This is a genomic window from Cupriavidus gilardii (assembly GCF_008801915.1).
GTDB lineage: Bacteria > Pseudomonadota > Gammaproteobacteria > Burkholderiales > Burkholderiaceae > Cupriavidus > Cupriavidus gilardii.
Genome location: NZ_VZOV01000001.1, coordinates 367,826 through 380,380, shown reverse-complemented (window position 1 = coordinate 380,380; position 12,555 = coordinate 367,826). Strand labels below are relative to the sequence as shown.

Genomic DNA, 12,555 nt, shown 5'->3' with positions numbered 1-12,555 from the left:
GGATGGCGATCCGGCCTCGCCGCTACGTCGGCTCCACCGCCCTCGGCACCTCGTGCGCCGGCGCGATCGCACGGTGCCATCGCACGGTGGCCAGCAGCGAGGCCAGCACGATCAGGCCGCCGCCGATCCAGCCGGACGGCGCGACCCGCTCGCCCAGCCACAGCCACGCGAACAGCGCGCCGAACGCAGGCTCGCTGCCCATCAGCAACGCGACACGGGTCGGGCTGCTGCGCTTGATCGCGTAGTTCTGCGCGAAGAAGGCGAACAGCGTGCAGGCGCCGACCAGATAAACGAGGCAGAACCAGAAGGCGCCCTGCGCGCCGAAGCCGGGTAACGACGGCAGCGGCGGCAGTGGCCAGGTGGGTGCGCCATTGGCGCCAGCGGCCCATGCGACTGCCACGCTGCCGATCGTCACGACGCCGGCCTGCAGCGCGGTAACCGCGAGCGCGGGCGGCGGCTGCCGGCCCATGCTGTGCTTCATCGCGCAGACATAGATGGCCCGCAGCAGCGCGGCCAGCAGGATCAGCGCATCGCCGGGATGAAAGGACAGCGGCCATGCCCCGCCGGCGGCCAATATCCAGGCACCGCACAGCGACAGCAACACCGCGACCCATTCCAGGCGCGCCGGCCGGCGCGACAGCAGCAGCCATTCGATCAGCGGCGTCAGCACCACGCACAGGCTGATCAGAAACGCCGCATTGGCGGCCCGGGTCAGCAACAGGCCGAAGGTCTCGCACAGGAAGATGCCGAGCAACAGCACGCCGGCCCCGGCGACGCGCGCCACCGACGCCGCCGGTATGCTCCGCAGGGACGCCAGCGCCGGCGACAGCAGCACGAAGGTCAGCCCGAAGCGCAGCGCCAGCAGACCCAGCACCGGGTAGTACTGCAGCGCCTGCTTGGCGACACCGTAGCTGGTGCCCCAAACCACGGCGACCCCGAGCAGCATCAGGTCGGACAACATCAGCAGGCGGGCTTGTGGGGCGGTCATGGCTTCGGGACTCGGCGGATGCGCGGACAAGGAGATCGTTTCGCGCATTGTCGGGTATTGCATCGACGGCGATAATCTGTCTCATCCGCAAATCTTTGATGTCGCCGATTCATCAATCTCCACGCCCGCCAGATGCACCAGAACACGCTGATCGCCCTGCTGCCGGACCTCGCGGTCTTCGCCCGCGTCGTCGAAACCGGCAACTTCTCGCTGGCGGCCCGCCAGCTCGGCAGCACGCCGTCCACCGTCAGCCGGCAGATCAAGCGGCTCGAGGAGGCGCTGGCCACGCGTCTGCTCGAACGTTCGACGCGCAAGGTGCGTGTGACCGAAGCCGGCGAACAGGTGGCGCGGTTCTGCCGCGACATGGTGGGCGCCGCGGCCGGCGCCGTCGATGCAGCCGGCCAACTGGGCGGAAGTCCACAGGGCCGCGTCACGCTGAGCGCGCCGGTGGCCTATGCGAAGACCGTCCTCCATCCGCTGATTCCGGCGTTCCTGCGCCAGTACGAGCAGATCGACGTGCATCTGCGCTTTTCCGACCAGAGCGTCGATCCGCTGGCCGACGAGGTCGATCTGGTGATCCGGCTGACCGACGATCCGCCGCCGGGGCTGGCTGGCCGCCGCCTCGGTACGGTGCGCTGGGTGTTGTGCGCGTCGCCGCGCTATCTGGCCAAGCGCGGCGTGCCGGCGCAGCCCCGGGAGCTAGCCGAGCACGACTGCCTGTTCCTTGGCGAGGTTGCCGACGACAATCGCTGGCGCTTTCGCCGCGGCGTCGAGACGCAGACGGTCGCGGTGCGCGGGCGCTATATCGCCAATCACGTCGGCGCGCGGCTCGAAGGCGCGCTAGGCCATCTCGGCATCGCGGCCCTGCCCGACTTCGCCGCGCACGCGGCGCTGCATTCGGGCAAGCTGGTGCAGGTACTGCCGGACTGGGACTTCCGCGCGCGGGCCTACCAGGGCGCGGTGTGGCTGCTGTATCCGCCCAAGCGCGTGCTGCCGCCGAAGGTCCGCGTGCTGATCGACTACCTCGCGATGCGCCTGAGCACGCAGGCGGACACGCAGTGGGGCCAGCATGAGCAAGGCCGGCCTCGCGCCGCGGCCGCGCCCCGCCGCAAGCCGGCCAATCAGGCGGCCTCGCGCTGAGTCGGCCTCAGCCCATCGGCGGCCCACGCGTCGATCATGAAGTCGACCTCGCGATAGCTGGCCGTGCGCGCATACCCGGTCTCCTGCTGGAGGATCCGATGCACCTCGTCCGCGGGACACGCCTGCTCGTCGAACGGATGCCGCCAATGGCAGGCCAGCAGCAGCCCGTCGGGCTCCATCGACTCGCGTACCCGGCGCGCCAGCAGCGCGACCTGGTCCGGCGCCAGGTAGTAGCAGAACTCGCTGAGCACGACCAGATCGAAACGCTGCGGCGGCCATTCCGACGGCACCTTGATCGTCTCCACGCGCACGTTCGGCACGTGGCCGGCGCGCGCGGCCGCAGCCTGGACCGCGCGGGCGTGCCGGTCGGCCGCCAGCAGCGCCTCGCAGCGCGGCGCCAGCACGGCCGTCATTTCACCGTTGGCGCAGCCGGGCTCGAAGGCCGAGCGATAGCGCGGCCGATCGAGCATCGCCAGCAGCAGCGCGCGCTTGCGCGCCTCGAACCAGCGCGTGCGGTAGTGCCAGGGATCGTCGCCGTTGGCGTAGACGGCGTCGAAGTAGGCGTCCGGGGTCGGCTCGCCGGCGCTCATGCCTGCGCCTCGTAGCGGCGCCGCAGTTCGCGCTTGAGCAGCTTGCCGCTCGGGTTCTTCGGCAGCGCCTCGGCGAAGATCACGCGCTTGGGCACCTTGAAATGCGCCATGCCCGCCTTGCAGAAGTCGATCACCTGCTGCTCCGACAGCGACCGCCCTTCCTTGAGCACGATCACCGCGGTCACCGCCTCGACCCAGTAGGGATCGGGCAGGCCGATCACCGCGACCTCGGACACCTCGGGGATGCGGAAGATCATTTCCTCGACCTCGCGGCTGGCTACGTTCTCGCCGCCGCTCTTGATCATGTCCTTCTTGCGGTCGACGATGGTGATATAGCCCTCGTCATCGCGCACCGCCAGGTCGCCGCTGTGGAACCAGCCGCCACGGAACGCCTCCGCGGTGCGTTCGGGATCGTTGTAGTAGCCGTCCAGCAACTGCGGCGAGCGATGGACGATCTCGCCGATCTCGCCCGGCGCGACATCGCGCATTTCGTCGTCGACGATGCGGGTCTCGACATTGAGTGCCGGCTTGCCGGCCGAGCCGGCCTTGCGCAGCTGGTCGTCGGGACGCAGCACGGTCGCCAGCGGCGCAATCTCGGTCTGGCCGTAGAAGTTCCACAGCCGCACGGCCGGCATGCGGCGCTGCATTTCCTTCAGCACCTCGACCGGCATGATCGACGCCCCGTAGTAGCCCTTGGCCAGCGAACCGAGGTCGGCACCGTCGAACAGCGGCGAGCGCAGCAACGCGATCCAGATCGACGGCGGCGCGAAGAAGGCATTGACGCGATGGCGCGCGATCAAGGGCAGGATCACGTCGGGCCGCGGCTGGCCGGTGATGATATTGGTGGCGCCCAGGTAGACGGCCGGCCCGAGGAACACGTCGAGCTGCGCGCAGTGATACAGCGGCAGCGCGTGCAGCACCACGTCGTCGGCCTGCATATTGCCCTCGACAATGCAGGTCACGTACTCCCACAGCACCGCCTCGTGGCTCAGCATCGCGCCCTTGGGCAGCGACTCGGTGCCGCTGGTGTAGATGATCTGCAGCAGTGAGCGCGGATCGACCGGCGCGATGTCGGGCGCCGGCGCGCTCGCCATCAGCAGATCGTCGAACCGCAGCATGCCCTCGGGCGCGCCGTCGGCCTGGTCCTCGGACGGCAGCCAGATCTGCAGGCCGATCTGCACGCCGGCAAGTTGGCCGTCCGCCGTACCTTGCTCGGCCGCGGCAATCGCGTCGACCGCCAGCGTCTCGAAGCCCGCGCCCACCAGCAGCGTGCGCGCGCCGGAGCTGCGCAGGATATAGGCGACCTCGCCGGCATTGAGCATGAAATTGATCGGTACCAGCACCGCGCCCATGCGGGCCAGCGCGAAGCGCATCGCCGCAAAGGCGTGCGAGTTGCGCGACAGGATGGCGACGCGGTCGCCGGCGGCGATGCCCTGCTGCGACAGCGCGGCGACCAGGCGGTCGCAGATCTGGTCGAAATCGCGGTAGCTCCACTGCACGTCGCCGCAGACGATGGCGGTCTTGTCGGGCGTACGCTGCGCCGAGCGCCGCAGGATGTCTCCCACACCATGCTGATGCGCGCGGCGGATCGCCGCCTGCTGGTCTAGCGTCATGCTGCTGTCTCCTATGCCTTTAACAGACTGCCGCTTACACGTGCCGCGTTAGGTCTTGCCCAATGCCAAAAGAGAGCGCTTGGTCTACCCATTAACCTCAGCGGGTCCCCAAGTCCTCGAACAGCTTCGAATGCGAGTGCACTCCTCTAATCGTGTGATGGGAGTCGTCTTCACGGGACGCGATATGCTGTATCCGCACTCCCATGTTTGATGGCCGTACGCATTCGACTTTGACGACGGGAATCACCCTATCCTTCGCGTACGTCAAGCAACTCGGATGCAATCGCGCTCGTCAAAAGAGGACTAATACCACGTGCTTTTGTGCCCAATATTTCCACTCTGAATCGTGCGCGGGTAAGTGCAACGTAAACTCTCTGATGTGAAGCATAGCTCAAAAAATTTTGACTATCTTCGTAAGACGAGGTGCCCCGCGGAGGAACACGCCCGTTATCAATACCAACTAAAACTGCCGCCCCGAATTCCAGCCCGCCTACAAATTCGGGAGCTGTCAGCACATAGCGCCCGGCCACACGAGCTCTATTCACCGCCTCGACGTCACCCCGACTCTTCACCAACTCGACGGGCTTGTTATATTCCTTCGCCCTTTTTTGCAACTCCCCAAAAACATCGTCACCAAATCCTATTATCACAACATCCGCTTTTGCTGCGGTAATTTCCTTTGCAATTATCTCCGCGCGAGCGAAGGCACCGACATACATTGCCTCATCGGAAGAAAACTGCAGCAGCACCGGTTTTTCACATTTTCTCTCCTCCTCCTGAGTGAACGCACTCACCGCGGCCGTAAGAGGATTATGAAAATTAGTAAATAAGGTGGCACCAGAAGAAGTTACCGAAAATGCCAAATTGACAATATCCGGGGAACACCGAAAAATCGATTTAATCTGCGTGGGAGCGATCTCGCCCACCATCGAGTCTGGATCAAAAGCCAACTCAAATGATTCATCGGTCCAACCACGATCGCCCAATGCTTGGGAACGATCAACTGAGTAAGCAATCGGTTGCGTATTTTCGTTCCGAGTTAATCGATGAAAAACAGACAATTCATTCAAATTAAACAGATGTGTTTCATCGATAAAAATACTATCATATCCCTCCCTGATCCGCCTGCGCTTCCAAATTGGGGTGCTGATCTGGGAGATAGCGCTGAGCACAACATCGTCTGTATCAAACTGACCCGCGGCAATAAGCTCCTTCTGATACTGCTCGTACATAATAAAAACAAATGCCCGATCCCCATCATTTTCAACCGGCAAACCGACCTTTAATCTCTGTAGCTTCTGATATTTTGATAAATCCTGATCAGCTCGCCCTTTAATCTGCACACTGATCTCGTGCTGCAACATATCCGCAAGCAACCATCCGTCTGTACGCAGTAGAAACTCTTTAAACCCGGAGGAAAGAAATGGCTCATGCGAAAGAAACTCTTTTTCTAGAACATGACCCACCGCTTCACGCGCATATAAAGTCTGAATTTGCTTGGACTCATATGCATCCCGGTCCACCAACTCCGCTTCCGATATATCCTGATGTAATAGTCCCGCGCATAGCTCCTGAAGCGTCGCGATCTTCAAAGCTTGCGGCTTTCCAAAAAAATCCATATCGTCCGCGGTGAAGGCCACCGAATCGTTCATTGCGAACAGATTTTCAATGGATCGCTTTGTGGCTTCACTATGTGCAATGAATAAAGCGCGGTGTTCCCGCTTTTCATTCGCAGCAGATTCGAGAGTGTTGAGGCACTTCAAAACAAGACATAGTGTTTTGCCAGTACCTGCGGGCCCCTCAATGCGATGCGGAACGTCCAATGTTCGCTCCACAAAATCCCGTTGTTTACTAGTGAGATACGGTAACCAGCCACTTAGACCAGTCTGCTGTGCGGGGCTACGTAAACCAGCGTGCTCCAACTCAGTTACGGCAAGCGCCTTACTCCCGGGCTGGCTAGCATGCTGAAACGCGCTTAACTCTTCATTTGCAGTTTGATATGCCGCATCTCGGCCTTCACTTGCCTTTCTGAAGTTTGTGAGCCTAGCGACCTCTGCAACACCGTCGCCTTCCGCATCAGCAAACTTATATACAAGTAGCGCGGAACCATCTTCGCGCTTGGAGCGCCGCTTTTCATCTGGATTTCGGTCTATAACCGCGCGAAGCTCTGTCTGCATTCCTATGGGGTAAGGAAACACAACAGCCTTATTATTACTCAAGATCTTTTCGTGCGAGCTTGGTTTAAGGTTTTCCCAGATCTTAATCGAAAATCGCAAAGTCTTTTGCAAGACAAGCAAAACGCCATTATCATCTCGAGAAAGAAGCAATGGCGCCTCCTCATAATCGAAGACAATAAAGTTGCTTTTTTGACCCTCTCGGCTGACGATAAAGCAGCCTTCTCCTTGTCTAAAACCCATTATCTTGTGATTGAAGAAGATTTTCATCACCTTCGATCGCAAGAAATCGACAAACAAGGCGCCACGCCCAAACTCAGCAGACTGAAGTGTTCGCTCGGAAATCAGCTCCGTCGCGGCGAATTGATCTACGTAAAGATATTTCATTTATGCCTCGACGCGGATTCTTGAAAGGGATTTCTTCACATCCCTATAGTCATTGGACCTTACCCCAATTCGGGCAAAAAGGAATGTAAAGCGTTGCATTAAATGCTCAATCCAAGGCGACTTCAGTCGACACACAGGGATAGCAATCTCATCATCACCTCGAAACACTGGACATGACAAATCCTCTCGAACAAATACCTCCTTATGCGCACCCTTCGATATCAACTTCGCGATAGCGGCTGGTATATGATGCACCTCACGAAGAAGCGCAACAAAATCGCTTCCATCGGCTTCACGTAGCGGATCCAAATCCCGAAGTAGATAATACCCGGCCAATTTGTTTTCCGTAAGCTCCCTTATAAGGGAGGTGACCTTATCATCAAATCGATGGATAAAATTATTTAAGCGAACGCTGTCGTGCAGGCAAGCTTTTATATTTCGACACTCCTGGACGTCACCGATTATTAATTTGAGCTTTTCACATCTATTCTTTCGCGAACGATCTGCCTCGAACTTTTCGATATGGGCGCTATAGATATTAGCCAGATCATGGACCCGAAGAATGGATTCGGATATGGAAAAATCCCTCAAATAATTTCCGATTGTATTTATAAGATCCGCCTCAATGCGCTCCAATACAAGCAGCGCACCGTCATAGAGCATCCAGCGATGGAGGGGAATTACCGGGACATAGCTAAATACCGGGACTTTATTCTGCGCCGCATCGCATCTCGCAGTGATTACCAGACCAAGTATGCCCGGTGCGCAGTAATTCTCGGCATAGGCACATGAAAATACCGTTCCTTGGGTAAATTCATTATTGAGCGGCAAATCGAACATTTTATTTCGCCTATTTTAGTATCCAACCCGACCCCGAAGGCACGCTCTAAGAGTGACCTTACGATGATGATTCTACGCGGGTGCTCTAACACAAGTCCAATTTGCCGCACTGCAAAACCGGAGACTCAAATGAACTCTTGCGTCATAGCGCAATTTATGATTGGTGCTTTACGACCATGCGCTGTCATCGCGGTGTTGCAGAACTAAGCTACCTGCACCTCGCACTTTTAAGGCGGACATTTGTTAGTGAAACAAACCTGCCCACAAAACTCTATGCTTTCGATGGCCGGCCGTCCGGATCCCTTCGTCGACCATCTGCTCGAACTGATGGCGCCGCTGGCCGCCCGCATCGGGCCGATCGCGGCCAAGCGCATGTTCGGCGGGCATGGCTTGTATTACGACGGGTTGATGTTCGGCCTGGTCAGCGACGGCCGCTGCTACCTGAAGGCCGATGCGCTGACGCTGCCGCGATTCGAGGCGCAAGGGTGCGAGCCCTTCAGCTATCGCAGCCGCGACAAGGAGGTGGTGATACGCCACTACCTGAGCCTGCCGGCGCAGTGCCTGGAGTCGGCGGGCGAGATGGAACCGTGGGCGCGCGCGGCGGTGGAGGCCACGCTGCGGCTGGCGAACGCGGCACCGGCCAGGCGCAAGCCGGCAGCGAGGAAGGCGGCACCGAAGGAGGCGGTGCCTGAGCAGGCGGCACCGAGCGCCGTGGCACCGACGAAGATGCCGGCGAAGAGGGGAACGGCGAAGAAGGTGGCGGCGAACAAGGATGCCGTCCAACCCGAGCCGCGGCGGAAGGCGCGGGGAAAGGCGCAGGGATAGCGCCCGTCAAATCTCGTCGATCGCGGTCGACGCGGCAGGCTTGCCCGCTTCCTGCTCCAGCGAGAAGCGCTCGCGCGTCGTCACATAGAAGCTCGCGCCAAAGCGGCCGACCGGGAAATAGTCCTGCAGCCGCACGCGCCAGCGTTCGGTATCGATCAGCCCGTCCCGCGCATGCAGGCGCAGCACGCGGCCGATGAAGATCTGGCGGCTATCGGTCTCCAGCGTCTCCCACAGCCGGCATTCGAACGCCACGGGCGCCTCGGCGATCCGCGGCGGCGCGATCCGCGTGCTGGGCGCGGCGGTCAGGCCGACGTGCGCGAGCTCGCTGACATCGGGCGGCAGCCGCTCGCCGCAGCGGTGCATCCGTTCCGTCATCGGCTCGTCGCACAGATGCACGACGAACTCGCCGGTGCGCACGATATTCGCGGCGGTGTCCTTCAGCGCGCCGTCACCCAGCCGGTTGATGCTGATCATCACGATCGGCGGCTCCTCGCCGAGCATGTTGAACATCGAGAACGGCGCGGCGTTCGCCGTGCCGTCCGCCCCCAGCGTGGTGACCAGCGCGATCGGTCTGGGCACGATCAGGCTGGCCATCAGCTTGTAGCGCTGGTATTCGGTAATGGCGTCGAAATCGATTTCCATGGTGGCGCAACTGCCTCGTTGGTGGTGTGTCATAGGCCGAGCATCTGGGCCAGGCTCTTCTCGCCCTGCATCCGCGAGGTCTCGATGCGCTGCTCCAGCTCGCGCAGATGCGCATCCATCCTGGCGATCGCGCCGGCCGCATCGCGCTGCTCGATGCAGTCGACGATCGCCGCGTGCTCCTCGTGCTCGCATGGTGCATGGCCGGGCGGCTCGTACAGGCCGACGATCAGCGAGCAGCGCGACACCAGTTCGGTCAGATAGCGCTGCAGCACCGCATTGCGCGCCAGCGCCGCGATGCGCAGATGAAAGCCGCTTGCCAGCCGCGCCCACGAGGGCTGGTCGAAGCGATGCATGGCGTCGTGCTCGTCGGCCAGCTGCCGGCGCAGATCGCGCAAGTCCGACGCGGTGGCGCGCGCCACCGCCATCTCGACCAGCACGCGTTCGAGCGCGCGGCGCGCCTCGAAGATCTGGCCGGTCTCTTCCGGCGTCGGTTCCGCGATCACCGCGCCCTTGTTGGGCCGCAGCGCCACGATGCCGTCATGCGCCAGCTTCTCCAGCACGCGCCGCACCACCGCCCGGCCCACGCCGAACAGCTGGCACAGCTCCGGCTCGGGCAGCTTGGTGCCGGGCGTCAGCCGATGGTTCAGCACGCCGTCGAAGATCGCCTGGTAGATGCGCGTATCGGCTTCCGCGCTCGCGTGCTCCGCGGCCGCCGGCCCTGTCGGGTGGACCGCCCTCGCGGTCCTCGCGCTGCTCGCGGTGGACCTGGTGCCGGCCTTGTTCAACGAACGAGCCGTCATGATGTCACCCTCCGGCCGCCACGGCGGTCGTCACCGTTGGCGTCGACGCCGGCATCGACGTTGGCGCAACGGCGTCTGCCTCGCCGGCCGCAGCCTCCATCGCCTCGCAGATCGCGCCCGGTGTCGTCATCCAGATCTCGCCATCGTCGCGGTGCCGCGCGATATGCGCGAGCGCCCGGCGCAGATGGCGCAGCCGGTGCGGCTGCCCGACCAGATAGGGATGCAGCGCGACCCCCATCACCAGCGGCTGCGGATGCGTGGCGTGGTTGGCCTGCGCCAGCATCTCGTCGAAGTGGTCGACGATCATGTCGGCGAAGGCAGCGCCGTCCATCTGCCGCCCGACGATCATCGGGATGTCGTTCAGCTCCTGCGGATAGGGAATCGACCATAGCGGCCCGCCGCGTGTAGCCATCCGCACCGGGCGATCGTCGTGGCACCAGTTCAGCGTATAGCGGTAACCGGTCTCGCTGAGCAAGTCGGGAGTCAGCGCGCTCTCCGAGATCCACGGCGACAGCCAGCCTTTTGGCGGCTCGCCCGCATGGGCGGCGATGCGGTCGCGGCAATGGCGCAGCAGCGCGCGCTCGCCCGCCTCGTCCAGATCGCTCTGGCGCACCGCGTTCGTATGCCCATGCCCGATCAGTTCGTCGCCGCGCGCGAGGAAGGCGTCCGGCACCTCGGGACAATGGTCGTACAGCGCGGTATTGAGCAGCACGCCGGTCGGCATGCGCAGCCGGTCGAACAGCTCCAGGCAGCGCCAGACGCCGACACGGTTGCCGTATTCGCGCCAGCTGTAGTTCAGCACATCGGGCTGCGGCGACGCGGGTCCGATATTGGCGCCCAGGCCCTCACCGAAGGCGAAGTGTTCGATGTTGAAGCCGAGATAGACGGCAAGCCGCGCGCCACCCGGCCAGGCGAAGTCGTCGACATCGGTAATGGGGCGATAGGGAAAGCGCCCATGCGAGCGCAGCGGGCCGAACGGCGGCAGCGAATCCGGATTGTGGGTCATCGACCTGTGTCTTTCCTGGTTTGGCGATCGCGGCATCCGCGCGACATCGAACGTCCCGCGCGGCAATGGCGGCGCGCGGTGCACCGCCCTGGCCCCGCTTCGCTGCGGGCCGCACCGCATTCGTGCGGCACGCACCGGCTTCGATCGCGATCATCTCGATATCGAAATCGTTCGCAAGATGCGGGCCAGATCGTCTGCGATCCGCGGGTCCTTTCCCTTCAAGGCATCGCGCTCGCGTGTCGACGCGTGGCATGCCTCTTGCGATCGCATCGGCGGCCGTCGCTTCGACGACGCCAATTCCATCCCCTTGCACCGATCCGGAGAACTGCCATGTCCCGCCACCGTCCCCAACCGCGTCGCCGCGCGCTGATGCTCGCCGTCGCCGCATCCACCGCCGCGTGCGCGCTGCCCGCCGTGCCGGCGCTGGCGGCCGACACCGTCAAGATCGGCCTGATCACGGCGATGACGGGACAGTCGGCACGCGCCGGCGAAGCGCTGACGCGCGGCATGACGATTGCGATCGACGAGATCAATGCGAAGGGCGGCGTGCTGAACGGCCGCAAGCTCGAGCTTGTCCGGCGCGACGACGAAAGCAATCCCGCCAAGGGCGTGCTCGCCGCGCGCGAACTGATCTACAAGGAGAAAGTCGCGGTGCTGTTCGGCGGCCTGGATACACCGGTATCGATGGCCATCGTGCCGATCGCCAACCAGGAGAAGGTGCCGTTCATGGGGCCGTGGGCCGCCGGCACGCCGATCACGCGCAACGGTGCCAACCCCAATTTCGTGTTCCGCGTGTCCGCGGTCGACGAGCTGGTCGACAAGGCGATGCTGCAGTACGCGCAGAAGACCTTCGGCGCCAGCAAGCCCGGGCTGATCCTGGTCAACAACCCGTGGGGCGAGTCCAACGAAAAGGGCATCGTTGCCGCGCTGACCGCCAAGGGCATGAAGCCGGCCGGCATCGAGAAATTCGAGGCCAACGATGTCGACGTGGTGCCGCAGCTCGGACGCCTGAAGGCCGCGGGCGCCGACGTGCTGCTGATGGTCGGCAACGTCGGCCCTTCGGCCCAGGTCGTCAAGTCGCTGGACCGCATGGGGTGGAAGGTGCCGGTGGTCTCGCACTGGGGCCCGGCCGGCGGACGCTTCACCGAGCTGGCCGGCCCGAACGCCCGCAACGTTCACTTCGTGCAGACCTACAGCTTCTTCGGCGCGCCGTCGCCGGTCGGCACGCGCGTCGTCAACGCGCTGAAGGCGAAATACAGCGACATCAAGGGGCCGGACGACATTACGCCCGCGGTGGGCGTCGCCAACGCCTACGACGCCACGCATCTGGCCGCGCTGGCCATCCAGCGCGCCGGCTCGACCAAGGGCGACGCGATACGCCAGGGCTTCTACCAGATCGATCGCTACGAAGGCCTGATCAAGACCTATCTGAAGCCCTTCTCGCCGCAGGTGCATGACGCGCTGACCGAGAACGACTACGTCTGGGCCCAGTTCATCGACAACCGCATCGTGCCGGTCGCCGACAAACAGGTCGCGTCGAAGTAAGCCAC

General features: G+C 62.7%; 12 protein-coding genes. 4 read left to right on the top strand and 8 right to left on the bottom strand.

Annotation, left to right across the window (positions count from 1 at the left end; all coding sequences use genetic code 11):
* Positions 1-22: 22 nt before the first annotated feature.
* Positions 23-988, bottom strand: a complete 966-nt coding sequence (locus tag F7Q96_RS01630) for a DMT family transporter (RefSeq protein ID WP_053824649.1) — start codon at positions 986-988, stop codon at positions 23-25.
* A gap of 132 nt (positions 989-1,120) precedes the next feature.
* On the opposite strand from F7Q96_RS01630, the gene F7Q96_RS01625 reads away from it, so the two are divergent.
* The gene (locus tag F7Q96_RS01625) at positions 1,121-2,128 is read left to right on the top strand and encodes a LysR family transcriptional regulator (RefSeq protein WP_226994948.1); all 1,008 of its coding nucleotides are present in this window, start codon (positions 1,121-1,123) and stop codon (positions 2,126-2,128) included.
* On the opposite strand, the gene F7Q96_RS01620 is transcribed toward F7Q96_RS01625, so the two are convergent.
* The 4 genes from F7Q96_RS01620 to F7Q96_RS01605 all read right to left on the bottom strand — a co-directional run bounded on the left by F7Q96_RS01620 (position 2,110) and on the right by F7Q96_RS01605 (position 7,732).
* Positions 2,110-2,718, bottom strand: coding sequence for an SAM-dependent methyltransferase (locus F7Q96_RS01620; RefSeq protein ID WP_053824060.1), 609 nt, complete (start codon positions 2,716-2,718; stop codon positions 2,110-2,112). The two genes, F7Q96_RS01625 and F7Q96_RS01620, sit on opposite strands and share 19 nt — an antisense overlap.
* Positions 2,715-4,331, bottom strand: coding sequence for an acyl-CoA synthetase (locus F7Q96_RS01615; protein ID WP_053824061.1), 1,617 nt, complete (start codon positions 4,329-4,331; stop codon positions 2,715-2,717). Before F7Q96_RS01615 ends, F7Q96_RS01620 begins: the two co-directional genes overlap by 4 nt.
* 248 nt (positions 4,332-4,579) lie before the next feature.
* Positions 4,580-6,892 carry a UvrD-helicase domain-containing protein gene (locus tag F7Q96_RS01610; protein ID WP_082371765.1) on the bottom strand — a complete coding sequence of 771 codons (2,313 nt, stop codon included), beginning with the start codon at positions 6,890-6,892 and terminating at the stop codon, positions 4,580-4,582.
* The gene (locus F7Q96_RS01605; RefSeq protein ID WP_082371766.1) at positions 6,893-7,732 is read right to left on the bottom strand and encodes a hypothetical protein; all 840 of its coding nucleotides are present in this window, start codon (positions 7,730-7,732) and stop codon (positions 6,893-6,895) included.
* A 273-nt stretch (positions 7,733-8,005) separates the two neighbouring features.
* On the opposite strand from F7Q96_RS01605, the gene F7Q96_RS27480 reads away from it, so the two are divergent.
* Positions 8,006-8,557 (top strand): TfoX/Sxy family protein, encoded by a 552-nt coding sequence (locus F7Q96_RS27480; RefSeq protein ID WP_082371767.1) that lies wholly within the window; start codon positions 8,006-8,008, stop codon positions 8,555-8,557.
* A 6-nt stretch (positions 8,558-8,563) separates the two neighbouring features.
* On the opposite strand, the gene F7Q96_RS01595 is transcribed toward F7Q96_RS27480, so the two are convergent.
* The 3 genes from F7Q96_RS01595 to F7Q96_RS01585 are packed head-to-tail and all read right to left on the bottom strand — an operon-like array spanning position 8,564 to position 11,005.
* The gene (locus F7Q96_RS01595; RefSeq protein WP_151021938.1) at positions 8,564-9,199 is read right to left on the bottom strand and encodes a flavin reductase family protein; all 636 of its coding nucleotides are present in this window, start codon (positions 9,197-9,199) and stop codon (positions 8,564-8,566) included.
* Between the two features lie 29 nt (positions 9,200-9,228).
* Positions 9,229-9,999: a GntR family transcriptional regulator gene (locus F7Q96_RS01590; RefSeq protein ID WP_053824062.1), complete on the bottom strand. Its 771-nt coding sequence runs from the start codon at positions 9,997-9,999 to the stop codon at positions 9,229-9,231.
* 4 nt (positions 10,000-10,003) lie between these two features.
* A complete protein-coding gene (locus tag F7Q96_RS01585) occupies positions 10,004-11,005 on the bottom strand; it encodes a polysaccharide deacetylase family protein (protein WP_053824063.1) in 1,002 nt (333 codons plus the stop codon).
* Between F7Q96_RS01585 and F7Q96_RS01580 the strand changes: the two genes are divergently transcribed.
* Complete coding sequence (locus tag F7Q96_RS01580) at positions 10,995-11,375, top strand: hypothetical protein (protein ID WP_053824064.1); 381 nt, start codon at positions 10,995-10,997, stop codon at positions 11,373-11,375. The genes F7Q96_RS01585 and F7Q96_RS01580 overlap by 11 nt on opposite strands.
* Positions 11,375-12,550, top strand: coding sequence for an ABC transporter substrate-binding protein (locus F7Q96_RS01575; protein WP_082371874.1), 1,176 nt, complete (start codon positions 11,375-11,377; stop codon positions 12,548-12,550). The genes F7Q96_RS01580 and F7Q96_RS01575 overlap by 1 nt, the downstream gene beginning before the upstream one ends.
* Positions 12,551-12,555 lie beyond the last annotated feature (5 nt).